Here is a 26,839-nt window from a genome sequence, read left to right as displayed (position 1 = left end):
ATCAGCGCAATCAGCGCGACGACCGCGGCAAACGCGGCAAACGCGGCAAGCGCGGGGAGGCCGCATGAGCGCGCGCGCGGCGGATGCGCTGGCCTCGACCCCGGCGCCGCTGGCGCAGGTGCTGCCGCAATGGTTCGCGCAACGCGGCTGGCAGCCGTTTCCGTTCCAGCGCCAGGTGTGGCAGGCGATCGCCGCCGGCCGCAGCGGCCTCGTGCATGCGACCACCGGCACCGGCAAGACCTACGCGGCCTGGCTCGGCGCGCTGCTGCGCCATGGCGAGCCGGCGGCGCAGTCTTCCATTGCACCGCCGTTGACCGTGCTGTGGCTGACGCCGATGCGCGCGCTCGCCGCCGATACCGCGCGTGCCCTGCAGGCGCCGCTGGCCGATCTCGGACTGAACTGGACCGTCGGGCTGCGCACCGGCGACACTGGCAGCAGCGAGCGCGCCGCGCAAGCACGACGGCTGCCGACCGCGCTGGTGACCACGCCGGAGAGCCTGTCGCTGCTGCTGACACGCGCCGATGCCAAGGAAGCGCTGGGCCGCGTGCGCATGGTGGTGGTCGACGAATGGCACGAGCTGATCGGCAACAAGCGCGGCGTGCAGGTGCAGCTGGCGCTGGCACGGCTGCGCCGCTGGTGTCCCGAGCTGGTGGTCTGGGGTTTGTCGGCCACGCTCGGCAATCTCGACCATGCCAGCGAGGTGCTGCTGTCGGGCACGCCGGCCGAGCGGCGCGAGCTGGTGCGAGGCAAGATCCCCAAGCAGCTGATCGTCGATACGCTGCTGCCCGATGCGGCGGGGCGCTTTCCGTGGGCGGGGCATCTGGGCCTGTCGATGCTGCCGCATGTGGTGCGCGAGATCGATGGCAGCAGCACCACGCTGGTCTTCCTGAACACCCGCTCGCAGGCCGAGCGCTGGTATCTGGCGCTGCTCGAGGCGCGGCCGGACTGGGCGGGACAGCTGGCGCTGCATCACGGCTCGCTCGACCGCGACGTGCGCGATTGGGTCGAGGCGGGACTGAAGACCGGCACGCTGAAGGCGGTGGTCTGCACCTCCAGCCTCGACCTGGGCGTCGATTTCCTGCCGGTCGAGCGCGTGCTGCAGGTCGGCTCGCCGAAGGGCGTGGCGCGGCTGCTGCAGCGTGCGGGTCGCTCGGGCCATGCGCCGGGCCGGCCGTCGCGGGTGACCATCGTGCCGACCCACAGCCTCGAACTGGTCGAAGCGGTGGCGGCGCGCCATGCGGTCATGGCCGGACGCATCGAAGCGCGCGAGTCGCCGGACAAGCCGCTCGACGTGCTGGTCCAGCATCTGGTCACGGTCGCGCTGGGCGGCGGCTTCGTTCCCGACGCGCTGCTCGACGAGGTGCGCGGCGCCTATGCCTACCGCACGCTGACCGACGCCGAATGGCAGTGGTGCCTCGACTTCGTGCGGCAGGGTGGCAGCAGCCTGTCGGCCTATCCGGACTACCGGCGCGTGCAGCCCGACGAGCAGGGCGTCTGGCGCGTGCCGGACGTCCGCCTTGCCCGCCGCCATCGGATGAGCGTCGGCACCATCGTCAGCGATGCGACGATGCAGGTGCGCTACTGGAGTCGCGCGGGACGCGGCGGCGCCTCCCTCGGCACGGTCGAGGAGGGCTTTATCGCGCGGCTGTCGCCGGGCGACTGCTTCCTGTTCGGCGGCCGGCTGCTGGAGCTGGTGCGCGTGCAGGAGATGACCGCCTACGTCCGCCGCGCCGACAAAGGACGCCCCGTGGTACCCCGCTGGAATGGCGGGCGCATGCCGCTGTCGACGGAACTGGCCGACGCGGTGGTCGCCACGCTCGAGGACGCCGCCGCCGGCAAGCTCGATCCCGCGCAGACGCCGGAGCTGCCGCTGATCCAGCCGCTGGTCGATCTGCAGCAGCGCTGGTCGGCGCTGCCGACGCGCACCACGCTGCTGGCCGAGACGCTGCGCTCGCGCGAGGGCTCGCATCTGTTCCTGTATCCGTTTGCCGGCCGCTCGGTGCATCTGGGCCTGGGCAGCCTGCTGGCATGGCGGCTCGGCTCGCAATTGCCGACCACGATCTCGGTCGCGGTCAACGACTACGGGCTGGAGCTGCTGTCGGCCGCGCCGCTCGACTGGGCGCACTGGCTGCCGCTGGTGCTGGCGCAGGAGCGGCAGCGCGATCTGGTCGCCGACGTGCTGGCCAGCCTCAACGCCGGCGAGCTGTCGCTGCGGCGCTTTCGCGAGATCGCACGGGTGTCGGGGCTGGTGTTCCAGGGCTATCCCGGCGCGCACAAGAGCGCGCGCCAGTTGCAGGCCTCGTCGAGCCTGTTCTACGAGGTCTTCCGCAAGCACGACCCCGGGAACCTGCTGCTGGGCCAGGCCGAGCGCGAGGTCCTGAACCAGGAACTGGATGCCGCGCGGCTGTCGCGCACGCTGGACCGGCTGGCGGGGCTGCGGCTGGATCTGCGCGTGCTGAAGCGGCCGACGCCGCTGTCGTTTCCGCTGATCGTCGAATTCCTGCGCGAGAAGTTGAGCACCGAGAAGCTCGCCGACCGCATCGCGCGGATGCTGGCCGAGCTCGAACGGGCCGCGGGGCCGGAGGGCGAGGGCGCCAGCGAGGGCGTTGGCATGTCGGTGCCGGTGGAAGAGCCGCCGGCAGATCGCGTCGCGGAGATCGCGCGCTTCGGCATGGCCGATCATGCCGGGTCGTCGTCGCGGTCGTCCTCGTCCTCGTCCTCGTCTTCGTCTTCGTCTTCTTCGTCGTCTTCGCGCCGTCGGCGCCCGCGCAAGATCTCGAAGCCGCTGCCGCCGCTGTGAGTCCCCCGATGTCGCTTGCTTCTTCGTCGTCTTCGTCGTCTTCGTCGTCTTCGTCCGCTCGCTCGTCGTCCCCCTTGTCCGCGCCCTCGCCCGCATCTACCTCCGCGCGCCGGGTGGAAGTCGCGGGCGAGACGCTGTGGCTGCTGCCCGAGCGCGCGGTCTGGTGGCCGGCCGCGTCGATGCTGCTGGTCGCCGACGTGCATTTCGGCAAGGCCGCGGCCTATCGCGCGCTTGGCCAGCCGGTGCCGGCCGGCACCACGCGCGACAACCTCGCGCGGCTGTCGGACCTTGCGGCTCGTTATCCGGCGCGTGAGCTGGTCTTTCTCGGCGACTTCCTGCATGCCCGCGCGAGCCGAACGCCGGCGGTGCTGGCAGCGCTGGCCGACTGGCGCGCCGGCCTGCAATCCGCGGTGCAACCGGGGCTGCGATGCACGCTGGTACGCGGCAATCACGATGCGCGCGCCGGCGATCCGCCGCCCTCGCTCGACATCGCGGTGGTCTCGGAACCGTGGCGGCGCGGGCCGTTCGCGCTGTGCCATCTGCCGGGCGCGGCCAACGGGGGCTACGAACTGGCCGGGCATCTGCATCCGGCTTATACCTTGCGGGCGGGCTCGGATTCGGTCCGCCTGCCGTGCTTCGTCTTCGATGCGGATGCCGGCATCCTGCCGGCGTTCGGTGCCTTTACCGGCCACGCTCCGGTCAGGCGCGCGCCGCAGCGGCGCGTCTATGTGATCGGCGACGGCCGCGTGTGGGCGGTGCCGGCGCGGTAGTGTCGCGTGGCGCGGAGCCGCGCAGAGGCGTTTTACCGCTCGCTGCGTACCGCTCACCGCGTACCGCTCACAGCTCACAGCTCACAGCTTACGGCTTACGGCTTACGGCTTACGGCTTACGGCTTACGGCTTCCAATTACCGCTTACTGCTCACCGTGGCCACGTCCAGCCGCCCCCCATCGCCTGGTACAGGGCCACGCTGGCATTGAGCCAATCCGCATGCGCCTGGATGAGGTTCAGCTCCGCGCTCAGCAGTCCGCGCTGCGCATCGAGCTGCTCCAGGTACGGCGAATAGCCGGCGCGATAGCGATTGGTTGCGTGACGCAGCGCGGCCGCGAGCGCTTCGCGCTGTTGGCCCAGATGAAGGACCTGTGCTTCGAGTTGACGCAACGCGGCGAGATTGTCGTTGACCTCGCGGAAGGCGGTCAGCGCGGCGCGGCGGTACGCGAAGGCAGCCTGATCGCGCTGTGCCGTCGCAACCTGTGCGCCGGCCTCGATGCGGCCGCCCTCGAACAGCGGTGCCAGGATGCTGCCGCCGAGCGACCAGATACGGACCGGGTTGGCCACGCCGCTGGCGTACAGCAGACCCGCGGAACCGGACAGGTGCAGCTGCGGCAGGAAGGCCTTGCGCGCGGCGCTCAGGTTGGCATCGGTCGCGGCAAGCTGGAATTCGGCCTGCGCGATATCCGGGCGGCGCCGCAGCAGGTCGGCGGGCAGGCCATCGGGCACGGGCGGCGGCCGCAGTGCGGACAGCGCGGCGCCGCGCGCGATCCCGCCCGACGGCGATTCGCCGATCAGCAGCAGCAAGGCGTTCTCCTGTCGTGCGACCGCCAGCTCGGCCTGCGGCACCGCCTGCGCGGTGGACTCGTATTCGGCGCGCGCCTGCGCGAACTCCAGTTGCGAGGTGTAGCCCGCATCGGCACGGCGCCGCGCCAGCCGCAAGGCGTCCTCGCGCGCCGCCAGCGTCTGCCGTACCACGGCGAGCTGGGCATCGAGGGCGCGCAGCGTCAGGTAGGCCCGCGCCGTGGTCGCGGCGACCGACAGCACCGCCGCGTCGTGGGCCGCTTCGCTGGCCCGCGTGCCGGCGCGCGCGGCAGCCGACAGGTCGGCCAGGCGCCCGAACAGATCGATCTCGTAAGCGGCCTGGAACTGCGGCTCGAACGAATTCGAGATCGATTCCCGTCCCAGCGCATTCAGGCTGCGGGAGCGTCCGCCGGTCGCGGTGGCGTCGAGCGTCGGCAGCAGCTGGGCCTGCGCGAGCCGCTGCTGCGCCCGCGCTTCGGCGACACGCGCCGCGGCGACGCCGAGATCGGCGTTGTTGGCCAGTGCGCGTTCGACCAGCTGCGCCAGCACCGGGTCGCCATAGCGGCGCCACCAGTCGCGCTCGAGCGGCGCGCTCGGGCCGGGTTCGACGCGCCATGCGGGGGGCGGCGTCAGCGCGGCTGCGGCCGGCGGCTCCGGCCGCGGGCCCATGCAGCCGAACAGCAGCGGCAGCGCCACCGCGCACAGCGCCATGCGCAACACGGCGCCAATGCGGGCGTGGATACGCGGGCCAATATGCGGGCCAATGCGCGGGGCAATGCGCGGGGCAATGCGCGGGCCAATGCGCGGGGCAATGCGCGGGCCAATGCGCAGGCCAATGCGCGGGCCAATGCGCGGGCCAATGCGCGGGCCGATACGCGGGGCAATGCGCGGGCCTATACGCGGGCCGATACGTGGACCGATGCGCGGACCGACAAGCGGACCGCTACGCGAGTCGAAGCGCCGAATACGTGAGCCGGCCGTCATCGCGCGTGGGACTCCGCCTGCCGGGTATCGACCTCGACCCGCACCGACATGCCGGGCCGCAGCCGCGCCGCAAGAGGCTGGTCCGGATCGATGGCGATGCGCACCGAGATCCGTTGCGCGACCTTGACGAAGTTGCCGGTAGCGTTGTCCGGCTGGATCACCGCGAACTCCGAGCCTGCCGCCGGCGCCAGCTGCTCGACATGGCCGGTCAGCCGCGCATCGTCGAGCCCGTCGACGCGAAAGCTCGCCGGCTGGCCGGGCACCATGTGCGAGGTCTGCGCCTCCTTGTAGTTGGCGATGACCCACAGCGTCGGCGGCACCAGGAACATCGCCTGCGTGCCGGCCGTCACGTACTGGCCCAGGCGCGCGCCGATCTGGCTCAGTTGCCCGTCCTGCGGGGCGCGCAGCACCGTGTTGGCCAGATCGATCTCGGCGAGCTTCAACGCCGCGCGCGCCGCTTCGACCGCCGCCTGCAATCCCTCGCGGCTGACCGCGACGGCCTGCACGTCCTGGCGGGCGATCTCGGCGGCGGCGCGTGCCTGGCGCACGGCGGCCTCGGCCTGCCGCAGCGCGGCGCGGGTCTGGTCGCGCTCGCGCAGCGAGACCGATCCGTCGGCCACCAGCTCGTCGACCCGCCGCATATCGGCCTGGGCCCTGAGCAGTTGCGCCTGCGCGTTGGCCAGGCTCGCCTGCTGCGCCAGCACCGTGGCCTCGCGCGAGCGGCGCGTCTGGTCGGTGTTGCTCAGGTTGGCGATCTGCGTGTCCAGGTTCGCGCGGGCCTGCTCGACGCGCTGCCGATAGATGCGATCGTCGATCTTCAGCAGCACCTGTCCCGCCTTGACCTGCTGGAAGTCGCGCACCGGCACGTCGACCACATAGCCGCTGACCTGCGGGCTGATCACCGTGGTCTGGCCGCGCACATAGGCGTTGTCGGTGCTCTGGATCACGTGCGTGAAGGGCGGGAGTCCCCACGCGTACAGGATGATCAGGATGCTGGCGAGCGCGATCGCGACGACGATGATCGTGGCCCGACGCGTGCCCTTGGGCGGCGACCAGCCGGTCGGCGGGGCGGAGGCCTGCTGCGGTACCTCGACGGGATCCTGCAGACGCTCGGGCGAGTCGGGCTGCGCGGACTTCTGCGCGCTCGTTTGCGCGGAAGCAGCGGGGCCGGGTTCGCGGTTCGGCGTTTGGTCGGTCACCGGTGGCTCCAGATGTTGTTGTTATTGCTGGCGTTGCCGCATCCGTGCCATCGCTTCCAGCGGCTCGGCCATCGGGTTGTGGCCGCGGATGCGATCGCGGATGTAGAGCGCCAGCAGCCAGACGAAGGTGGCGGACGCGATGATGCCGATCAACAGGAAGACGTCGTTGAACGCCAGCACATTGGCCTCGCGCGTGACCTGCTGCGCCAGCAGCGCCGAGCCCTCGGCCTGCCGCAGCGTGGGGTCGGTCAGCACGCGTCCGTAGGCGCCGCCGAGCGCCTGGATGCGCGCCGCATCGAGCGGGTCGGTCAGCGTGATCGACTGCACCAGCGAATGCGAGTGGAATTTCTCGCGATAGATCTGGAAGGTGCCAAGCAGCGCGGAGCCGGCAAGCCCGCCGAGCGATTGCGTGATGCCGAACAGCGCCGAGAAGCTGACGATATGGCTCATGCCCTTCGACAGCGCGCGCAGCATGCCGATCAGCAGCGTCGGCCCCATGAAATAGACCGCGGCGAAGGCGATCAGCGCCTGGCTCAGGTACATGTTGGCCGGGCGCGTCAGGTTGTTCGAATGCGCGTCCATGAAGGCGCCGATCGCGATCAGCAGCAGGGAGATGCGGATCGGCCGTTCCAGGTTCAACGGGTTGACCGTCAGCGCGCTGAGGACGAGGCCGGCGATGGTCGCCAGCGAGACCACCACGTACAGCGGAACCAGCTGGTCGTTGCCCATGCCGAGCGCGGTCAGCAGGCCGACCGCGCCGTAGGCCTGCTCGGACAGCAGCACGCGCACGGCGATGGCGACCAGCGCGAAGCGCAGCATCGCACTGCTGCCGAGCCAGCGGGTATTGAGCAGCGGATTGGCGCGGTTGTGCTCGATCCACAGCGCGGCGGTGATCAGCGCGACCGCTCCGCACAGCGCGTACCCGAGCCACGCGGCCTCGGTCCACCACAGGATGCGGCCCTGGCTCAGCACCGCGCACAGCAGCGCCATGCCGGGCGCGAACAGCGCGAAGGTCACGAAGTCCAGCTTCTCGAAAGCCCGGATGCGCTCGCTGGGCGGCAGCCGCAGCAGCGCCACCGCGACCAGCGACAGCAGCGCCAGGCCGAGTTCAAACAGGTAGAGCGCCTTCCAGTTGCCTGCTTCGAGCATGCCGGAGGTGAACACGCGCGCGAGCGGTGTGGCCAGCTGCGGCACGCCGATGCCGAGCACGATCGCCTTGAGCCGGTGCGCCGCCGGCATCGACTGGATCATGTAATACAGCGCCAGCGTGCTCAGCCCGCTGGCCGCGATGCCGTTGGCCGCGCGTACCAGCAGCGCGGTCTCGAAGGTATGGACGAAGATGTGGGCAAGCGTGATGACCACATAGCCGAGCAGGAACAGCCGCGCGAACTGCTGCAGGCCGTATTGCTGCCGGAACTTGATCAGCAGCATGCTGGCGCAGACGTTGGTCATCACGTAGACCGTCGACAGCCACGCGGCCTGATCGCTGTAGAGGCCGAAGACCCCCTGGATATTGTTCAGGTTGGCGATCACCAGCGCGTTGCCGAAGCCGGCGGTCAGGCCGATCAGCACGCCGACGCAGAAATAGCCGACGCGCCTTGGCGTCGGATGATCGGGCGTCGCAGGGGAGCCCGGAACGGTGGGCCGCTCGTGCGGTTTGAACTGGTATTCGGCCGTGGCAGCGCCCATTGGCATGACGGGGAAGCGGGTTCAGCGAAGGTCCAGCGGGTTCGATCATTGCCGCTGCGGGGCTGAAGTGTCAAGCGATGAGGTAGCCGTCAGGCAAAGGCGCGTGGGGAAGGGAGGTCGGCCTCGGTCGGCCAAAATAGCGATGGCCGGGATCGAAGTCCCGGCCATCCGTGGGCTGCAGTGGGTCTGCCGTCAGGCCGCCATCGCGCGCCGTTCATCCTCGGTCAGCTGCGGACCGTCGAGCGTCACGCGCGAATCGTCGTGGCGGAACTTGCGGATGATGGGCTTGAGTTCCTCCTTGATATGGTCCTCGCTGTAGCCGTTGAACAGGTGGCCGAGCAGGCCGCGGCGCAGATCGCTGGTGCCCATCAGCCAGTCGGCGATCGGGAAGGTCAGGTTCATGTTGTAGTGCATCATGATTCCCTGGTTGTGGTGCGCGGTATGGTGCCGGCGGATCGTGTTGATGAACGGCATATTGCGCACGAACCAGTTGTCATGGACGTGGCAGCAGTAGTGGAATACTTCGTAGACCAGGTAGTGCCCGACCATCGTCATGAAGACGATGTACGCCGCGTTGGCATTGATCAGCAGATAGGCCAGGTAGCCGAGCACACCGCCGCCGACGCCCAGCGTGATCAACACGCGCCAGGGGAAGAACACGATGCGGAATTCGCGCGTGGTGTCGATGGTGGGCTCGATATCGGTGAAGTACTGGTGATGCTGACGCGTGTGCCGCTCGTAGATGGCGCGCAACGCGAACACGTCGATGCGCCGGTGCATCACGTACTTGTGCATGAACCATTCGACCAGGTTGCCGGCGAGAAAGACCGGCAGCACCAGCAGCCACTCCCACGTCGCGTTTTCCAGCTTCGTCGCGCAGTAGTAGAGCGCGGCGATGCCGGCGGCGAAGATCACGCCGATATGCAGCAGGCCGTTGTACAGCGGGCTGATATCGGCCTTGTATTGCTCGCGGAATTTGCGTTGGCGTTCGCTCATCATGATGGTTGTCTCCTGTCTTTGGCGTACTGACATCGTACTAATATATTAGTGGTATATGGCTCGATGTCAAACGATTTGTGCCATCCGCTCGTGCCAAACGATGTCTCGCTGCTGCCTGCCGCTCCAAGAAAACGGCCCTCGCAAGCGAGGGCCGTGGGAAGCGGTCGTCCACGCGTCGGCGCGGACGACATCGCATGTTCGTTCAGCTCGACACTTCCTCCAGGCACTTGCCCTTGGTCTCGATGCCGAGCCACAGCACGGTGATCGCGGCAATTGCGAACGACAGCGCGCCCAGCGTGAAGATGCCGCCCTGGCCGGTGATTGGCAGCAGCACGCCGACCAGATACGGACCGACCAGCGAGCCGATGCGGCCGATCGACGAGGCGAAGCCCGATCCCGTTGCACGCGAGCGCGTCGGATACAGCTCGGGCGTGTAGGCATACAGCACGGACCACATGCCGAACAGGAAGAACTGCATGCACAGGCCAGCGGCGATCAGCTGCTCGACCGGCAGCTTCAGCACGGCGGCCTGGCCGTACAGATAGGCGGACGCGGCGCTGCCCAGCAGCATCAGCGCGCAGGTCGGCTTGCGCCCCCATTTCTCCAGCAGCCACGCCGAGAAGATGAAGCCCGGAATGCCGGCCAGCGAGATATAGACCGTGTACAGCACCGACTTGGTGACCGCGTAGCCGGCCTGCTGCAGCAGTGCGCCAAGCCACGTGGTCAGCCCGTAGTAGCCGAGCAGCGCGAAGAACCAGACGCCCCACAGCATCACGGTGCGTTTGGCGTACGGACCTTTCCACAGTTCGCCGAACATGGCCTTGCGGTCGTGCACGGTAGCGGGCGCGAAGCCTGCCTGTACCGCCGGCAGCGGCTTGCCGCTGGCACGCTCGACGCGCGCCTCGATGCCGGCCATCACGGCCTCGGCTTCGCGTTGCCGTCCCGCCCCTTCGAGCCAGCGCGGGGATTCCGGGACCATCCGGCGCACCACGAAGACGAACGCGGCCGGCAGCGCCATCGCGATGAAGATGCCGCGCCAGCCGATCACCGGCAGCGTCAGATACGCCAGCAATCCCGCCGCGATAAAGCCGATCGGCCAGAAGCCCTCGAGGATTGCGACATACTTGCCGCGGCTCCTGGCCGGCACGATCTCGGAGACCATCGACAGCCCGATCGGGAACTCCATGCCCATGCCGAAGCCGAGCAGCACGCGGTACAGCATCAGCGCCGTCACGCTGTCCGCGAGCCCGCACATCAGGCTGCCCACGCCCCAGAAGATCATGCTGACCTGGAACACCGGCTTGCGGCCGAAGCGGTCGGCCAGCATGCCGGCCACCGCCGCGCCGGCAAACATGCCGAGAAAGCTGGAACTGGCCAGCAGGCCGGTCTGCGCCGCGCTCAGGCCGAACTCGGCTTTGATCGAGCCGAGCACGAAGGTCATCATGCCGAGGTCCATGGAATCGAAGAACCATGCGGTGGCGATGATGCCGAACAAGGTGCGCTGATAGCGGGTCATGGGAAGGCGCTCGAGCCGCGCCGCGACTCCGGGGGTCAGCGCCACACTGCCTGCCGACATGTCCATGGTTGTCTCCTGTCGTTGTCGTGGGGCCGCCTGTGGGCGGTCTGTCTAATATATTAGATGGATGCGATAGGTATGCAAACCGTGTGTGGCAGAACGCGGGCCGCGCTGGCGTCCGCGGTGCCGGGTGGTCGCCCGGAAAGCGTTATGCGGCGCGGCTTGCCGGGCGAAGCTCGGGATTTGCCCTAAGCCCGCCCCAAGCCGGCCCTACGCCGGCCCTAAGCCGCCTGCCTGGCGGACGCGGCGCCGCCATGGGCGGCGAGTTCGCCGCGCCACGCATGCTCGATCACGCGCGCATAGGTGCCCGGCACGTCGTCGACGGGGAACGCCTGCGCCAGCCGCGTGACGGCCAGTGCGTCGCGCGTCAGCGCGGGCAGCGCTTCGCGCGGGACGCCGAAGGCCTGCAGGTTCGAGGGGATGTCGAGCGCGTCGATCAGATTGCGCACGGCCAGCGGCACGCCGGCGATGCGCGCCTCGTCGCTGCCCTGGTCGAGGCCGAACAGCGGCGCCAGCGCCAGCAGATCGGCACCGCGCGTAGTACGCAGCGCGTCCAGTACATAGGGCAGCATCACGGCGTTGGTGCTGCCGTGCGAGCGATGGGTCAGGCCCGCGACGGCATAGGCGATGCCATGTACCGCGTTCAGCCCGGCGCTGCCGTAGGACAGCGCGGCGTAGAGGCTGGCATAGGACATGCCGACGCGTGCCTCGATGTCGCGAACGCCAGCGTCACCGCTGTCGCCGTCGCCCCCCTTGCCGCTGTCGCGGTAGGCGCGCAGCAGGTAGCGGCTGCATAGTGCAATCGCCTCGCGGGAGAACAGCATGGTCAGCGCCGAGCGGCCGCTGTAGCCCGGATCGACGTTGCCTTGCCGTGGATAAGCCGCGCTGTCGACGGTCAGGTACGACTCGATCGCATGCGTCAGCGCATCGATGCCCGCATCCGCGGTCACGCGCGGCGGGCAGGTGTAGGTGAACTCGGGGTCGATCAGCGCAATCTGCGGACGCAGCGCGTTGTCCATCACCGCGATCTTGGTCGCGTTGTCGGGATCGACGAGGATCGCGCCCGGCGTCGCCTCCGAGCCCGTGCCGGAGGTGGTCGGCAGCGCCACCAGCGGGATCGGCCGCATGCCGGCGGGCAACGTACCGGCGAAGTCGCGCACCGGCCGGCCTTCCAGCAGCGTCAGGCTCAGCGCCTTGGCGAGGTCGATATTGCTGCCGCCGCCGAGCGCCACCAGATGGTCCGGGACACGGCGGCCCAGCCGCTTGCGCAGCGCGAGCGTGGCCTCGTCGCACAGCGTCGTGCTGGGATCCGGCATGCCGCCGTCGTAGACCACCGTCTCGATGCCCGCGGCGCGCGCGGCCTCGATGTACTCGCCGACCCACGGCGTGCGTCCGGTGAAGAAGGGATCGGTGACGAGCACGCCGTGGCGATGGCCGAGCCGCTGCAGCAGCGCCGGCAATTGCGCGCGCGTACCGGGGCCGACGATCAGGCGCGCCGGCGCGCAGAAATAGACCAGGTCTTCGATTCTCATGGCAACTCCAGCGGGATGGACGAAGGAAGGGCGGTTGATCCGGCAGGGCGCATCGAATCGGCGAGCTGCTGCAACCAGGGCAGCGCGAGCTCGGCGACGGCAACGGCATGGCCGGTCAGCAAACCGTGGCCCGCCAGTTCGATGGTGGCCAGCCGGCTGCCAGGCAAACCATCGGCCAGCGCCTGCGCGTGCGCCCATGGGCAATCGCCGTCGTCGCGGCCATGGATGACCAGGGCCGGCATCGGCAGCGAGGGCAAGCGCGAACGCTGATCGCTTCCCCGGATCGCCTGCCACGTCCGCGCGACGGCGGCGTGGCCGGCTGCCTCGCTCAAGCCGAGCCGACGCTCGCGCGCGGCGATCTCGTCCATCAGCGCCGCGCCCCCATCGGCGTGAAACCAGCGCGTCTCGCACAGGGCAGGGGAGCCCGACAGCAACAGCAGCGCGAGCGGTGCGCGTTCATCGCGATAGCGGTCGGTGTACTCGAGCGCCACCGACACGCCCATGCTCCATCCCGCCAGCACGAAGGGCCGCGCCTCGGCATGCCGCTGCACGACCTCGCGTACCGCGGCCGCATAACGCTCCAGCGTGTATCCGTCGACGGTGCCGGGCCGCGGCGCCGCCCCCCGTCCCTGCAGATTCGGCAGCACGAAGGTACAGAGCGCGCTCAGGCGCTGCGCCACCCGCAACCACGCCGCCCGCGTGCCCTGGATGCCGTGCAGCGCCACGACGCACAACGGCCCGCTGCCGACTTCGATCACGTCCATGGAGTCTGCTGCCATGGTGTCTCCTGTACATCTAATATATTAGATGGATCATAGTAGTGGACACCGGTGAGTAAACGCAAGCGGGATGTCTCTGTAGTGGACCGTTCCGGGCGCGCGGCGCCATGAATCGTCGCCGGTCTGACGGACCGGGCGCGCGATTTCACTGGAATGCCCATGTGCAACGCTTGCTGAAAATGGTCATTCCAGTGAAAACCAGTCGGAGCCCGGGGGCGCCGCGCCTCCCCCGAAAATGACTCATATACAATTTGCATTCGTCAAACATGCAAACGACGTCAATGGTCAAGAAAGCGGCGACAGTCAGGCGGGCGGCAGCGACCCATGTCGAGGACGAAGGTAGCGAGAACGGGGCGGGGCCGCGCGGGCGGCTGACGGATCAGGCCTATCGGTGGATCGAGGAAGCGATCGTCACGTTGCAGCTCGCGCCCGGTTCGTCGGTCTCCGAATTCCAGTTGAGCGAGATGACCGGTATCGGCCGCACGCCGATCCGCGAGGCGATACAGCGGCTGGCGCGCGAGCATCTGATCGTGGTGCTGCCGCAGCGCGGCCTGCTGATTCCGCCGATCGACGTGGCCAAGCAATTGCGGCTGCTGGAAACGCGTCGGGAGGTCGAGCGGCTGATCTGCCGCAGCGCGGCGCGCCGCGCCACCGTCGAGGAACGCCAGGCTTTCCGGCGGCTTGCCGCGGAGTTCGAGCGCTCGGTCAAGAAGGCGGATGAAGTGGCCTTCGTGCGCGCCGATGCGGGCTTCAACGAACTGTGCCTGCAGGCCGCGCGCAACGAGTTTGCCGAGGGCGCGATGCGGCTGATGCATGGGCTGTCACGCCGCTTCTGGTATTTTCACTACAAGCAGGCAGCCGATCTTCCCGAGATGGCGCGCCTGCACGCCCGTGTCGCCGCTGCCATCGCCGAGGGCGATGTCGAAGGCGCGGGCGCGGCGCTCGACGCGCTGCTGGACAATATCGAGGACTTTACCCGCGCGACCGTGCTGGGCGACCGCCGCTAGGGGTTGCCGGACCAGGCCCAGGCGAGGCCACCGCAACACCAGGGCAGCGCCGACGCAGAGCTCGGTGTGCCAAGGCAGGCCTTGGCAGACCCAGCGAGCAGGCCAAGGCAAGGCTCGCCACGGCCAGGGCCACGGCCACGGCAGGCCAACGGCGTCCAGCCGGCACGGCGCGGGTATGCAAACAAGGAAACCACCAACGCATGCCACGCCGCCAGATTCGCCCGCTTCGACTGATCCCGGCCCTGCTGTGCAGCCTGCTGACGGCCACCGCCGTCGCGCAATCGCCAACGTCGCCCACGTCGCCAACGTCGCCCACGTCGCCCACGTCGCCCACTCCGCTCGCATCGACCGATCCCGTCCCGGCCGCGGTCGAGGTCCGCAACCTGACGACACCGACCACCTGCGCCGAAGAGGACAACGTCTCCTTCTCGCTGTCCGCCGCGTCCATCCAGCGCTTCCGCGTCGAGGCGCTGCATCCCGCCTACATCGGCAAGATCCGCAAGGACAGCTCGGCGCCGGACTTCTCGGGCTGCAATTTCGGCGATACCCCGCATCCCACCGATCCGCGCCACAGCTTCAAGCCGCGCAAGGTTCGTCTGTATGATGGCAAGGACCTCGCGATCGTCGGCATCACCTTCGACAGCTTCTGGCGGCCCCAGCGCGTGCCGGTCACCGTCGGCGGGCGCAAGGATGGCGGTTTTCATCTGATCCAGTTCTTCGACAAGCGCAAGGGCCCCAAGGGCAAGGTCGTCGAGACCGAGGTGCTGGTGCTCTATCCGTCGGACGGCTACTGGCGCGCCAAGCCGCTGCCCGCGGCGCACCTGCCCGACAACGCCTATGGCTCCTCGTTCCTGATGGGGCCGGTACAGCAGGACCTGCGGCCGATCGTCGAAATCGCCCACATCGATATCGATCCGCGCCAACGCACCATCGGCCTGCGCTTTACCGCCGGGGGCGAGGCACAGGTGGCGATCCGCGAGATCAGCCGCACGCGCACCGCGCTCGATGTCGCCTTCCACCCGCCGTATCGCGCGCAGGCGCCGTTCGCGATGCTGCGCTCGATGTACGTGACCGAGGACAACGCCGACATGAGCCGCGTCAGCTGGCAGGACCCGGCGGGGCAGGCGCGCGACGCCACGGTCGCGGAGGTGTCGACCTGGCAGGCCAACGATGTCCGCTTCGGACGCACCGTCCCGTCGCGGCACAACACCAGCGCACCGGACATCCGCTTCAGCGATTTCCGCTGACGTGCCGGCACGGCCTGCCGTCTTTGTAATTCCGGGCAACGGAAGCACGAAGCGGCGGGCGCGCGGTGGCATCGCAACGCGCGGAACGAACTTTGCTTGAGGGACGGGTTGGCCGTACCGCCCCCCGCAGCCTTGCGCCGGGCGATACGAACCGAGCCGCCATCAGGAGACCGCCGTGAACCAAGCCGCCCGTCCCTTTGCCGTCGTCACCGGTGCCTCGTCAGGCATCGGCTTCGAGCTTGCGCGCTGTTGTGCGATGCAAGGTTACGATCTGCTGATCGCGGCCGACGAGCCCGCCATCGACACCGCGGCGGTGGCCCTGCGCGATACCGGCATGGCCGTCGATGCGCTGTGCGTGGACCTGGCCGATCCGGCCGGCGTCGAGGCGCTGTATCGCGCCACGAAGGGGCGTCCCGTCGACGTGCTGTGCGCCAACGCGGGCCGCGGCCTGGGCCGCGCCTTTCTCGACCAGGACTTCCGCGACATCCAGCGCGTGGTCGAGACCAATGTCACCGGCACGCTGGACTTGCTGCATCGCATCGGCCGCGACATGCGCGACCGCCGCACCGGCCGCATCCTGATCACCGGCTCGATCGCCGGCTTCATGCCGGGCACCTATCAGGCCGTCTACAACGCGACCAAGGCCTTCCTCGATTCCTTCTCGTTTGCGCTGCGGCACGAATTGCGCGATTGCGGGGTCACGGTGACCTGCCTGATGCCGGGCGCGACCGAGACCGATTTCTTCGAGCGCGCCGACATGCTCGACACGCGGCTGGGCCAGCAGAAGAAGGACGACCCTGCCGAGGTCGCGCGCGAGGGCTTCGAGGCGATGCTGCGGGGCGACGGCGACGTCGTCACCGGGTGGCAGAACAAGCTGCGCGCCGCGATCTCGAACGTGACACCGGCCGATCTGCTGGCCGAGCAGCACCGCCGCATGGCCGAGCCCGGCGGCGGCATGGAGCGGTGAGCCCGAGGAAGCGAAGGCTCGCCGCGCGCCAAATCGTCATTAAGGACCATTGCATAGCGGCCTTGCGCGTACTAGCGTCGTAGTTGTCGTTCCCCACCGCCGCCGTTCCGGCGCCCCATCCGCGCCGGCGGACGTTCGCATCCCGGGCACCGAGCCAGCCCTGCCAGCTGATGCCCGACAACAAGGAGACAGCCATGCGACAGCGCACGACCTTCGATCCCGCCCTTCCCGCATCCCCGCCGCGCAGACGCCCCCGCGGCTGGCTGATGATGGCCACCGCCGCGCTGTTGCTGTCCGCGTGCGGCGGCGACGATGACGACGACCACCATGGCCACAAGCCGCCGCCCCCGCAACCGGTGGCGGGCTGCGAGCTGAACGGCACGACCGGCGGCGAAGTGATCGTGCTGCCCGGCGAGCCCGGCGCCCCCGAGGTCGCCACCGGCTACGCGCCGAAGCGCACGGTCTATGCGAAGACGTACATGGCGGTGACCAACAATCCGGTGTCGACCAAGGTCGCCTGCGACATCCTGAAGGACGGCGGCACCGCGGTCGATGCGGCGGTGGCCGCGCAGATGGTGCTGAACCTCGTCGAGCCGCAGTCGTCCGGCATCGGCGGCGGCGCCTTCATCATGCATTACGACGCGCAGACGAAGAAGGTCATCGCCTACGACGGCCGCGAAACCGCGCCCTCCGGAGCCGACGAGAACTATCTGCGCTGGAAGTCCTCGACCGACCAGACCCCGCCGCTGCCCAACGCGGTGCGCAGCGGCCGCTCGATCGGCACGCCGGGCACGCTCCGCGTGCTCGAACTCGCCCATCGCGACTACGGCAAGAAGACCTGGAAGGAACTGTTCTCGCCGGCGATCAAGCTGGCCACCGACGGCTTCGCGATTCCGCCGCGCATGGCCGCGTCGATCTCCAGCGCCACCACCGTGCAGAACATCAAGCGCGATCCGGAGATGGCCGCCTACTTCCTGAACCCCGACGGCACGCCGCGCGCGGTCAATACGATCCTGAAGAACCCGGCGCTGGCGCAGACCTTCACCGCGGTGGCCGAGGGCGGGGCCGATGCCTTCTACAAGGACGGGCCGATCGCTCGCGCCATCGTCGACAAGATCCGCACCACCTACGATGGCGGCACCACGCCGGGCGTGACCACGCTCGACGATCTCGCCAACTACCAGGCCAAGAAGCGCGAGCCGGTCTGCACCACCTATCGGCAATACGAGATCTGCGGCATGCCGCCGCCGTCCTCGGGCGGCATCGCGGTCGGGCAGATTCTCGGCATCCTCGAGAACTTCGACATGGCCAGCCATGCGCCCACCAGCATGGACCAGAACGGCGGAAAGCCCAGCGTTACCGGCGTGCACCTGGTCGGCGAGGCCGGCAACCTGGCCTATGCGGATCGCAACCAGTACGTGGCCGACACCGACTTCGTGCCGTTGCCCGGCGGCAGCCCGGACACGATGCTCAACAAGAGCTATCTGGCCCAGCGCGCCGGCATGATCAGCCTGACCGCGGCGATGCCGCGGCCCGTGCCGGCCGGCAACTTCGGTGGGGCGCCGATGGGGGCGCCGATCATCGCCGAGCGCGGTACCACGCATCTGTCGCTGGTCGACAAGTACGGCAACGTGGTGGCGATGACGACGACGATCGAATCGGGACTGGGCTCGTACCACATGACCGGCGGCTTCCTGCTGAACAACGAGCTGACCGATTTCAGCGCGGAGCCGGTCGATGCGAACGGGGCGCAGATCGCCAATCGCGTGCAGCCGCTGAAGCGCCCGCGCAGCTCGATGTCGCCGACGCTGGTGTTCGAGCGCAAGGGCGACGGCAGCCGCGGCGACTTCAAGATGACCACCGGTTCGCCGGGCGGGGCCACCATCATCCAGTACGTCGCCAAGACGCTGGTCGGCGTGCTCGACTGGAAGATGGACGCGCAGCAGGCGGTGTCGATGATCGACTTCGGCTCGAACAACGCGACGATGATCGTCGGCGGCGAGCATCCGAACGTCGATACCAGCACGCCGCAGGGCGGACTGCCCGGCGACAACGATCCGCTGGTCAAGGGCCTGCGCAATCTGGGCCATACCGTCAGCGTGGGGAACCAGTCCAGCGGCCTGAGCGCGATCGTGCGGGAGACGATCGGCGGGGCGCCGGCGCTGGTCGGCGGTGCCGATCCGCGGCGCGAGGGCGTGGTGCTGGGCGATACGTTCCGGCCGTGATGTCGGCGCGCTAGCGCCCTGGTCGTGCGGCGGGCCGGATCCTGTGCGAGCAGGTCCGGCCCGCTGCGCTTGCATTGCCGCTGCGGACCCGGGGAATCCCGGTGTGGCCGCGTGCAGCGCCGGCGCAGCCCCGCGGCACCGCGGCCCCTGCGCCCGGTACAATGCCCGCTTTCCGCCCGCCCTGATTTCTTATCCCCCTCGCTCCCATGACCACGCTAGGAACGCCCCTTTCTCCCCGCGCCACCAAAGTGATGCTGCTCGGCTCCGGAGAGCTCGGCAAGGAAGTGCTGATCGCCCTGCAGCGGCTCGGCGTCGAAACCATCGCGGTCGACCGCTACGACCGCGCGCCGGGCCAGCAGATCGCGCACCACGCGCGCACCATCGCGATGAGCGACCCCGACCAGCTGAAGGCGCTGATCGAGGCCGAGCGGCCCGACCTGGTGGTGCCCGAGATCGAGGCGATCGCCACGCCGATGCTCGAAACGCTGGAAGCGGCAGGCACGGTCCGCGTGATTCCGACCGCCCGCGCCGCGCGCCTGACGATGGACCGCGAGGGCATCCGCCGCCTGGCGGCCGAGACGCTGGGCCTGCCGACCAGCCCGTATCGCTTCTGCGATTCGCTGCAGGAACTGCGCGAGGCCATCGACGGCGGCATCGGCTACCCGTGCGTGGTCAAGCCGGTGATGAGCAGCTCGGGCAAGGGCCAGAGCAAGCTCGACGGCCCGCAGGATGTCGAGCGGGCGTGGGAATACGCGATGGCCGGCGGGCGCGTCAGCCACGGCCGCGTGATCGTGGAAGGCTTCATCGATTTCGATTACGAGATCACGCTGCTGACCGTGCGCGCCCGCGGCGCCGACGGCAGCATCGAGACGCATTTCTGCGAGCCGATCGGCCATCTGCAGCAGGCCGGCGATTACGTCGAGAGCTGGCAGCCGCATCCGATGCATCCCGCCGCGCTGCAGAAGGCGCGCGAAATCGCCCGCGCGGTGACTGGCGACCTCGGCGGGCAGGGCCTGTTCGGCGTCGAGCTGTTCGTCAAGGGCGAGCAGGTCTGGTTCAGCGAGGTCAGCCCGCGCCCCCACGATACCGGCATGGTGACGATGATCACGCAGTGGCAGAGCGAGTTCGAACTGCATGCGCGCGCGATTCTCGGCCTGCCGGTCGATACCACGCTGAAGAGCCCGGGCGCCAGCGCGGTGATCTATGGCGGCGTGGACGGCGAGGGCGTGGTGTTCGATGGCGTCGACCAGGCGCTGCGCGTGCCGCGCACCGATCTGCGCCTGTTCGGCAAGCCGGAGAGCTTCGCCAAGCGCCGCATGGGCGTGGCGCTCGCCTACGACGCCGACGTCGAGGCCGCGCGGGCCAACGCGCGCGAAGCGGCGGGCAAGGTCGTGCCGCGGCTGCCGGACTGATCCACCGCCCGCGGCAGCCACATGCCGACCCACAGCCCGCGCGGCAAGGCATTGCGCGCCGCGATGCCACCGCCGTGCGCCGCGATGCTCGCCATGGCGATGCTCAGGCCAAGCCCGGAGCCCTCACTGTCCGGCCGCGCGCCGTCGCGGACCCGATAGAAGGGCTCGAACAGGTGCGGCAGCGCGTCGGGCGGCACGCCCGGCCCGCCATCGACGATATCGAGTTCGAGGCGATCGCCTGCGGTGCGCAGCGTCACGCGGATCGGCGCGCCCGGATCGGTATGCCGGATCGCGTTGCGCAGCACGTTGTCGATCGCGCTGGACAGGCGCACGCGGTCTCCCATCACCATGGCGGGCGGCGGCGCGGTCCATTCGACGGAGACGCCGCGCGCCGCGGCTTCGAAACGGGCGTCCTCGACCACGGCGTCCACCACGCCGACCAGTTCCAGCGGCTGCAACGGCAGCCCCTTGGCGCCGAGCCGGGCCAGCGTCAGCGTATGCGCGACCAGGCCGTCGAGCCGCTCGATCTCGCGTTCGATCCGATCGAGCTGCACCGACAGCCGGCCATCGTCGCGCCTGGCCAGTTCGCTCGACACCTGCAGCCGCGCCAGCGGCGAGCGCAGTTCATGGGCGATATTGCGCAGCATCCGTTCACGCGATCTGACCAGCGCCTCCAGCCGCGCCGCCATGCTGTCGAAGTCGCGCGCCAGATGGCCGAGTTCGTCGGCACGCGAGGCCATCGCGGGCGGCATGCGCGCGCGCAGATCGCCGCCGGCCAGGGCACGGACCGCCTCGCGCAGGCTCCGCACCGGCGCCGTGACATGGCGCGTCAGCGCCCAGCACAGCGGCGCGCTGACCGCCAGCGCGAACAGGCCCAGCGCCAGCATCACCGGCGACAGGTGCAGCATCTCCCAGCGCGAGGAATCGAACGGCAGGAAGACCATCAGCAGGTCCTCGCCATCAGGCAGCGGGATCGCCTGCGGGTCCCACCATGACACGCTGGCGCCGGGCGCGAGCGGCAGCGTGCCGCGATCGTGGTCGAGCGGCGCGCTCGCGTCGAGCGCATGGCGGGGGCGTTCCAGCGTACTGACCCAGTCATGGACCCGTGTCGGCAGGCGGCGGCCGAGGATGTCGACGTTGTGCTCGTCGACCAGGTAGATCTGCAGCGCCGAAAAGCGCGAGTCCATCGCGCGCACCCAGCGTTCCAGACCCGGCCGGCCCTGCGTGCGCGCGATCTGCAGCGCGTCGTAGGTCAGGCTGGCGGGATTGAGGCCGTCCAGTGCCTGGAAGCGATACCAGGCGACCGACGCGGTCAGCGCCATGCCGATCGCCACGATCGCGGCCATGCCGGCCCAGAAGGCGAGGAAGTTGCGCCAGAACAGCGGCAGCGAGGCCATCGTCACGCCACCAGCACGTAGCCGCGTCCGCGCTGGTTGCGGATCGCGGTCGTGGCCGCGGAGCCGTCCCCGCCGAGCTTGCGGCGCAGGCTGCTGATATGCGTGTCGATGCTGCGGTCGTAGCGGTCGGGCACGCGCCCCAGCGCGTACTGGCCGAGCTGTTCGCGCGCCACCACCTGGCCGGCCGAGCGCATCAGCATTTCGAGAATCCGCGTTTCCGTGCCCGTCAGCGAGGCCTCGCCATGGGCCTGCGTGACCTTGCCGGAGACCACGTGCAAGGTCAGCCCGCCGACCGTCAGCGTGTCGGCCCCGCTGTCCGGTGTCGAGTCGAAGCGGCGCAGCACCGCGCCGATGCGCGCCTTCAGTTCGCGCGGGCTGAACGGCTTGGCCAGATAATCGTCGGCGCCCAGCTCCAGCCCGATCACGCGATCGGTCTCGTCGCCATGCGCGGTGAACATGATGACCGGGCGCTGCGAACGCGCGCGATGCCGGCGCAGCAGTTCGAGCCCGTTGCCGTCGGGCAGCATCAGATCGAGCAGCGCCAGGTCGTGGTCGCCGCGCGCGAGCAGCGCCTCGCCGTCGGCGCCGCGATGTGCGATCGAGAATTGCCAGCGCTCCGGCTCGAAATACTCGCGCAGCATCTGCGTCAGTTCGACGTCGTCGTCGATCAGCAGGATGCGGCGGGGCGCGTCGGGCGAGCGTACTTGCATGCGTGTCGAAGGGGTGAAGCACCGTCCCGGCGGCGCGATCGCGCGCCACGTCAAGAAGTGCAAAGAAGTCAAAAGCTGTCCAAAGCTCGTTGATGAGCCCGGCGGGCCACATTCTAATATGAGAATGATTGTCATTCACAGAATCGGCCGCGTACGACGTGCCGGGCATACGGGGAAATCGCGAGCATGAGCAGTAGCAGCAACGACATGGGCAGCGGCGCGGCCAGCGGCAGCGCGAGCGTGATGACGGTAACGACAGGGACGACTGGAACGACCGGGACGACGGGAATGACGCGGCACCGGGCAACGACTCGGCGACGAAAGCTGCGCGCGGTGGCAAGGGTCGCGGCCATGCTGTGCGCGGGCGGCGGCGGATGGTTGGCAGGCGGTGCGCTGGCGCAGCAAGCCGCCGGCGAGGCGATCTCGCCGGCAACACGCGCCACATCGGCCACACTGGCCGCGCCAGCCACACCAGCCACGCTGGAAACCGTGGTCGTCACCGCCTCCGGCTACGAGCAGCAGATCAAGGAGGCGCCCGCCTCGATCTCGGTGATCACGCGCGAGGAACTCGAGAAGGGCGCCTATCGCGATATCAACGACGCGCTGATCGGCGTGCCCGGCGTGGTCGTCACCGGCGGCGCCGACCGCCAGGACATCAGCCTGCGCGGCATGGGCGCCAAGTACACGCAGATCCTGATCGACGGCAAGCGCCAGAATTCGCGCGAGACCCGCACCAATTCCGACAGCGCCGGGGTCGAGGGCGGCTGGACGCCGCCGCTGGCCGCGATCGAGCGGATCGAGGTGGTGCGCGGCCCGATGTCCTCGCTGTACGGTTCCGACGCAATGGGCGGCGTGATCAACATCATCACGCGCAAGGTGCCGAAGCGATGGACCGGCGAGGTGCGCACCGACGCCACGCTGCAGCAGCACAGCCACTCCGGCAACATCTACCAGGGCAATTTCTATCTGGCCGGCCCGCTGCAGACCGACCTGCTGGGCCTGCAGCTGTACGGCCAGTACACGCACCGCGAAGAGGACCACATCCCCTACGGATTTGGCGGCCGCGACACGCGCAACATCACGGCGAAACTCGCGCTGACGCCGAACCGCCATCACGACATCGTGCTCGAGGCCACCTCGATGCGGCAGAACATCGAGGAGACGCTGGGCAGGACCGTGGCGCCGCTGCCGCCCGGCGCGAGCTGCCCGCGCACCGGCTGCCCGGCATCGTCCGAGACCGACTATCGCAGCGAGAAATACGCGCTGTCGCACACCGGCCGCTGGGGCTTCGCGACCTCGGACAGCTATATCCAGCAGGAGGAGTTCGACAACCGTACGCGCCGGATGAAGATCCGGAATCTGGACATGCGCACCAGCTGGACGATGCCGCTCGGCAACCACATGCTGACCGTCGGCGCGAACTATCTGAACCAGCGCCTGAACGACCAGACCGGCAACCAGATCGCCGGCGGCCCGAACCAGGTCGAGCGCTATCAATGGGCGCTGTTCGCCGAGGACGAATGGCGGCTGACCGAGCGCTTTGCGCTGACCGGCGGCCTGCGCATGGACAAGGACGAGAAGTTCGGCGACCACTACAGTCCGCGCCTGTACGGCGTCTGGCAGGTGGCCGACCGCTGGACCGTCAAGGGCGGCGTCTCGACCGGTTTCCGCGCGCCCGACCTGCGCCAGACTGTGGCGGGCTGGGGCCAGACCAGCCGCGGCGGCAATATGTACGGCAACCCGGACCTGAAGCCCGAGACCTCGGTCACGCAGGAAATCGGCCTGCTGTACGACAACGGCACCGGCTTCCAGGCCGGCTTCACGGTGTTCAACAACGACTTCAAGGACAAGATCACCCGCGTCGCCTGTCCGCTCACGCAGTGCACCGATGGACCGAACCAGTTCGGCGCCAATCCGACCACCTACATGAACGTCGACAAGGCGTACTCGCGCGGCATCGAGGCGAACCTGAAGTGGCCACTGGCGCGCGACTGGTCGCTGGTCGGCAGCTATACCTTCACCAAGTCCGAGCAGGAGAGCGGCCAGTACCAGGGCCAGCCGCTGAACCAGCTGCCGAAACACCTGCTGACCGCGACGCTGAACTGGCAGGCCACCGGCGCGCTGCGCGCCTGGACCCGCGTCAACTATCGCGGCAAGGAAAGCCAGCCGATCACCGGGCCGTCGTCGAGCACCGTGGTGGCGCCGTCGTACACCTTCGTCGACCTCGGCGCTACCTATGGGGTCAACAAGAACGTGTCGGTGTTCGCCGGCATCTACAACCTGTTCGACAAGTCGGTCCGCTATGCCGACTACGGCTATGTCGAAGACGGCCGGCGCTACTGGATGAGCGTCTCGGTCAAGTTCTGAGGAGTGGCCATGCAATCGATTCCGTTCACGATGTCCGCTGCGACGCGGGCCTTGCGCCGCGCCCCTGCCGGCGCGCTCGCCGCGGCGTGCGTTGCGTCTTCTGCGTTCTGCTGCGTCGCCATTGCGGCGGCACCGCCCGCATCGGCGGCACCGGTGGCACCGCTCCCCGCCACCGGGCCCACGCTGTCGATCGCCCATGCAAAGGGCACCACGACGCTGCCGGCGCAGCCGGCCAAGGTGGTCACGATGGACCTGGCCGCGCTCGATACGCTGGACGCGCTCGGTGTGCCGGTCGTGGGCGTTCCCGCCACGACGCTACCCCCGCATCTGGCCCGCTATCGCAGCGACAGCGTGGTCAAGGTCGGCACGCTGTTCGAACCGAACCCGGCCGTGATCGAGGCGATCGCGCCAGGCCTGATCGTCGTCGGCGGACGGTCGGCGAAGCAGTACGAGGCGCTGTCCCGTCTCGCGCCGACGGTGGACCTGAGCATCGATCGCGCCGACCGCATCGGCAGCATCGCGCGCCATGCCGAGAGCCTGGGCCGCGTGTTCGGCCGGCAGCAGCAGGCGGCGACCGCGGTGCAGGCGCTGCGCGCCGGCGTGGAGACGCTGAAGCAAAGGGCGGCCACCGCGGGCACGGCCCTGGTGGTGCTGACCGCGGGCGAGAACATCAGCGCGCAAGGGCCGGGCTCGCGCTTCGGCACCGTGCACGACGCGTTCGGCTTCCAGGCCGCGCTGCCGGATCTGAATCCGGAGGGCAGGGGAACGAAGCTGACGGTGCAGCAGATCCGCGACGCCAATCCCGACTGGCTGTTCGTGATCGACCGCGACGCGGCGGTCGGCAAGCCGCCCTCGGCGGCGCTGGCCTCGCTCGACGGCGGCGCACTGGGGCGCAATGCCGCCGGCAAGCCGGTGCGCGTGGTCAGGCTCGATCCGATCCTGTGGTACCTGATGGATGGCGGTGGGCTGCGCGGCATGCAGCTGACGGTGCGGCAACTGAGCGACGCGATCGGCAGCGCAACGGCGCAAGGATCCGCGGCACCGGCGATCGCGGCAAGCGAGCGCTTTTTGCAGCGTTAGGCCAGCGCCAACCCAGCGCCAGCCCACATGAGGCCAGCCTCAGGCCAGCCTCAGGCCAGCGTCAGGCCAGCGTGAGGTCAGCGTGAGGTCAGCGTCGGGCCAGCGTTATCCGGGCGCGTCCGCCGCGCTGCTCAGGCCAATGGCTCGGCGTGGATCTTCCCCAGCAGCCACTGCATTCCGGCCAGATGCTGCTGGTCGTGGCTGCACAGGTAATGCACGAGGCTGCGGACCGTCAGCGCTCCGTAGCCCTCGAACTCCGCCGTGCGGGCAAGCTGCCGATCGTCCAGGCCGGCGATCAGCGCGACGGTCTTCTCGCGCGCCGCGCGGAAGTCCGCGAGCACCTGCGCGGCATCGGCGGTCGCATAGCCTCGCTCGATCGCCAGCGCGTCGCCGTCGATCGATGGCAGCAGCGGATGCGTCTCGGCGAGTGCGCGCGCGAAGCGCACGTGATAGCCATCGATCTCGATATCGCGAACGTGGCACAGCTGGCCGATCGCGGTGAACGGCTCGCTCGGCACGCCTTCCCAGCTGGCCGGGGACCAGTTGCGATGGGTGGCCGGAACGGCCGCGTGGAAGACTTCCAGTTGGCGCGGGAAATCGCGCAGGGCGGCAAGGGTGGCGGGGTCGATCATGTCGTGAGGGCGTTGGTACGCGACGTGAGGGTACGCATCGCGCAATGTACCCAGCAGCGGGGCACGCGGGCAATCATCACGCCGCTGTTCTCCCTTGCCGGACCGGAACAGAGAGAGTCAGCCCGGACATGCCCGCACAGGCAACACCGACCCCTCGGATCCGCACCAACGCTAGGCGGCGGCCGCCTCGTCCCCGGCATTCCGGTCGATCTGCCGCATCGCCTTCTCGATTTCGTCCGCATCGGTCGGCCTGACCAGCCGCGCCACCTCCTTGCCGTCGCGCAGGAACACCAGGGTCGGCCACAGCTTGATGCGGAACGAGCGGCCGAGCGGGCGGCCGCTGCCGTCCTCGACCTTGATGTGCCGCACCTGCTGATGGCGCGAGAAGGCCGAGGCAATCGGCGCCTGCGCCCGCATGCAGTAGCCGCACCAGGGTGCGCCGAATTCCAGCACAGCGGCGCCGGGCAACGCGTCGATATCCTCGCGTGGCGGTTCGATCGCCATATAGGTTTCCGACATGGCCATTTGTCGTCTCCGTATTTGTCCTCGATATCCCGATCTAGCGAAATTCACGCCAGGCAGGGCTCAAGAGTGCCGCAGGGCTGACGTAAACCCTGAATGAAACCACACTAACATCAGAATTAAGCGGCTACTGAGCCGCTT

At 69.1% G+C, this 26,839-nt stretch carries 22 protein-coding genes; 10 read left to right on the top strand and 12 right to left on the bottom strand.

What is annotated here, in order from left to right:
- The first annotated feature begins 64 nt into the window (after nucleotides 1-64).
- Nucleotides 65-2,800 (top strand): ligase-associated DNA damage response DEXH box helicase, encoded by a 2,736-nt coding sequence (locus K7G19_RS05350; protein WP_226106168.1) that lies wholly within the window; start codon nucleotides 65-67, stop codon nucleotides 2,798-2,800.
- 113 nt (nucleotides 2,801-2,913) lie between these two features.
- Nucleotides 2,914-3,570: a ligase-associated DNA damage response endonuclease PdeM gene (pdeM, locus tag K7G19_RS05345; RefSeq protein WP_226106166.1), complete on the top strand. Its 657-nt coding sequence runs from the start codon at nucleotides 2,914-2,916 to the stop codon at nucleotides 3,568-3,570.
- 150 nt (nucleotides 3,571-3,720) lie between these two features.
- Here the strand turns inward: pdeM and K7G19_RS05340 are convergent, their stop codons facing one another.
- Nucleotides 3,721-5,085 (bottom strand): efflux transporter outer membrane subunit, encoded by a 1,365-nt coding sequence (locus tag K7G19_RS05340; protein ID WP_226106164.1) that lies wholly within the window; start codon nucleotides 5,083-5,085, stop codon nucleotides 3,721-3,723.
- A 42-nt stretch (nucleotides 5,086-5,127) separates the two neighbouring features.
- Between K7G19_RS05340 and K7G19_RS05335 the strand changes: the two genes are divergently transcribed.
- Nucleotides 5,128-5,346: a hypothetical protein gene (locus K7G19_RS05335; protein ID WP_226106162.1), complete on the top strand. Its 219-nt coding sequence runs from the start codon at nucleotides 5,128-5,130 to the stop codon at nucleotides 5,344-5,346.
- 8 nt (nucleotides 5,347-5,354) lie between these two features.
- Here the strand turns inward: K7G19_RS05335 and K7G19_RS05330 are convergent, their stop codons facing one another.
- The 6 genes from K7G19_RS05330 to K7G19_RS05305 all read right to left on the bottom strand — a co-directional run bounded on the left by K7G19_RS05330 (nucleotide 5,355) and on the right by K7G19_RS05305 (nucleotide 13,132).
- The gene (locus tag K7G19_RS05330) at nucleotides 5,355-6,557 is read right to left on the bottom strand and encodes an HlyD family secretion protein (RefSeq protein ID WP_226106160.1); all 1,203 of its coding nucleotides are present in this window, start codon (nucleotides 6,555-6,557) and stop codon (nucleotides 5,355-5,357) included.
- Nucleotides 6,558-6,578: 21 nt separating this feature from the next.
- Nucleotides 6,579-8,246 carry an MFS transporter gene (locus K7G19_RS05325; protein WP_226106158.1) on the bottom strand — a complete coding sequence of 556 codons (1,668 nt, stop codon included), beginning with the start codon at nucleotides 8,244-8,246 and terminating at the stop codon, nucleotides 6,579-6,581.
- Nucleotides 8,247-8,438: 192 nt separating this feature from the next.
- Nucleotides 8,439-9,245: a sterol desaturase family protein gene (locus tag K7G19_RS05320; protein WP_149316288.1), complete on the bottom strand. Its 807-nt coding sequence runs from the start codon at nucleotides 9,243-9,245 to the stop codon at nucleotides 8,439-8,441.
- Nucleotides 9,246-9,447: 202 nt separating this feature from the next.
- Nucleotides 9,448-10,827 (bottom strand): MFS transporter, encoded by a 1,380-nt coding sequence (locus K7G19_RS05315; RefSeq protein ID WP_226106156.1) that lies wholly within the window; start codon nucleotides 10,825-10,827, stop codon nucleotides 9,448-9,450.
- A 215-nt stretch (nucleotides 10,828-11,042) separates the two neighbouring features.
- Complete coding sequence (locus K7G19_RS05310; RefSeq protein ID WP_226106154.1) at nucleotides 11,043-12,353, bottom strand: iron-containing alcohol dehydrogenase; 1,311 nt, start codon at nucleotides 12,351-12,353, stop codon at nucleotides 11,043-11,045.
- Nucleotides 12,350-13,132 carry an alpha/beta fold hydrolase gene (locus tag K7G19_RS05305; protein ID WP_226106152.1) on the bottom strand — a complete coding sequence of 261 codons (783 nt, stop codon included), beginning with the start codon at nucleotides 13,130-13,132 and terminating at the stop codon, nucleotides 12,350-12,352. The genes K7G19_RS05310 and K7G19_RS05305 overlap by 4 nt, the downstream gene beginning before the upstream one ends.
- Before the next feature lie 281 nt (nucleotides 13,133-13,413).
- On the opposite strand from K7G19_RS05305, the gene K7G19_RS05300 reads away from it, so the two are divergent.
- From K7G19_RS05300 to purT, 5 genes are all read left to right on the top strand, one after another.
- Complete coding sequence (locus K7G19_RS05300; RefSeq protein WP_149316521.1) at nucleotides 13,414-14,139, top strand: GntR family transcriptional regulator; 726 nt, start codon at nucleotides 13,414-13,416, stop codon at nucleotides 14,137-14,139.
- 200 nt (nucleotides 14,140-14,339) lie between these two features.
- On the top strand, nucleotides 14,340-15,386 hold the full coding sequence (locus K7G19_RS05295) for a hypothetical protein (protein ID WP_226106149.1): 1,047 nt from the start codon (nucleotides 14,340-14,342) through the stop codon (nucleotides 15,384-15,386).
- Nucleotides 15,387-15,561: 175 nt separating this feature from the next.
- Complete coding sequence (locus tag K7G19_RS05290) at nucleotides 15,562-16,353, top strand: SDR family oxidoreductase (protein WP_149316285.1); 792 nt, start codon at nucleotides 15,562-15,564, stop codon at nucleotides 16,351-16,353.
- Between the two features lie 194 nt (nucleotides 16,354-16,547).
- Nucleotides 16,548-18,578: a gamma-glutamyltransferase family protein gene (locus K7G19_RS05285; protein WP_150082476.1), complete on the top strand. Its 2,031-nt coding sequence runs from the start codon at nucleotides 16,548-16,550 to the stop codon at nucleotides 18,576-18,578.
- Nucleotides 18,579-18,784: 206 nt separating this feature from the next.
- Nucleotides 18,785-19,990: a formate-dependent phosphoribosylglycinamide formyltransferase gene (purT, locus tag K7G19_RS05280; RefSeq protein WP_149316283.1), complete on the top strand. Its 1,206-nt coding sequence runs from the start codon at nucleotides 18,785-18,787 to the stop codon at nucleotides 19,988-19,990.
- Here the strand turns inward: purT and K7G19_RS05275 are convergent.
- The 3 genes from K7G19_RS05275 to K7G19_RS05265 form a co-directional block, all read right to left on the bottom strand.
- The gene (locus K7G19_RS05275) at nucleotides 19,912-21,387 is read right to left on the bottom strand and encodes a cell wall metabolism sensor histidine kinase WalK (protein WP_149316282.1); all 1,476 of its coding nucleotides are present in this window, start codon (nucleotides 21,385-21,387) and stop codon (nucleotides 19,912-19,914) included. The genes purT and K7G19_RS05275 overlap by 79 nt on opposite strands.
- A gap of 2 nt (nucleotides 21,388-21,389) precedes the next feature.
- Entirely contained in the window at nucleotides 21,390-22,097 is a 708-nt protein-coding gene (locus tag K7G19_RS05270) for a response regulator transcription factor (RefSeq protein WP_149316281.1), read from the bottom strand.
- A gap of 131 nt (nucleotides 22,098-22,228) precedes the next feature.
- The gene (locus K7G19_RS05265) at nucleotides 22,229-22,450 is read right to left on the bottom strand and encodes a hypothetical protein (protein WP_149316280.1); all 222 of its coding nucleotides are present in this window, start codon (nucleotides 22,448-22,450) and stop codon (nucleotides 22,229-22,231) included.
- On the opposite strand from K7G19_RS05265, the gene K7G19_RS05260 reads away from it, so the two are divergent.
- Complete coding sequence (locus K7G19_RS05260) at nucleotides 22,449-24,464, top strand: ligand-gated channel protein (protein WP_370639499.1); 2,016 nt, start codon at nucleotides 22,449-22,451, stop codon at nucleotides 24,462-24,464. The two genes, K7G19_RS05265 and K7G19_RS05260, sit on opposite strands and share 2 nt — an antisense overlap.
- A gap of 9 nt (nucleotides 24,465-24,473) precedes the next feature.
- Nucleotides 24,474-25,544, top strand: a complete 1,071-nt coding sequence (locus tag K7G19_RS05255; RefSeq protein ID WP_226106147.1) for a siderophore ABC transporter substrate-binding protein — start codon at nucleotides 24,474-24,476, stop codon at nucleotides 25,542-25,544.
- A 131-nt stretch (nucleotides 25,545-25,675) separates the two neighbouring features.
- On the opposite strand, the gene K7G19_RS05250 is transcribed toward K7G19_RS05255, so the two are convergent.
- Together K7G19_RS05250 and K7G19_RS05245 are read right to left on the bottom strand one after the other, a co-directional pair.
- Nucleotides 25,676-26,173 (bottom strand): DinB family protein, encoded by a 498-nt coding sequence (locus tag K7G19_RS05250; protein ID WP_149316519.1) that lies wholly within the window; start codon nucleotides 26,171-26,173, stop codon nucleotides 25,676-25,678.
- Nucleotides 26,174-26,347: 174 nt separating this feature from the next.
- On the bottom strand, nucleotides 26,348-26,701 hold the full coding sequence (locus K7G19_RS05245; protein WP_226106145.1) for a thioredoxin family protein: 354 nt from the start codon (nucleotides 26,699-26,701) through the stop codon (nucleotides 26,348-26,350).
- Nucleotides 26,702-26,839 lie beyond the last annotated feature (138 nt).

This window comes from Cupriavidus sp. DB3 (assembly GCF_020418465.1).
In the GTDB taxonomy this organism is placed as follows: domain Bacteria; phylum Pseudomonadota; class Gammaproteobacteria; order Burkholderiales; family Burkholderiaceae; genus Cupriavidus; species Cupriavidus cauae.
Note: the sequence above shows the minus strand (reverse complement) of the source record. Positions and strands in the feature narration are given on the sequence as shown.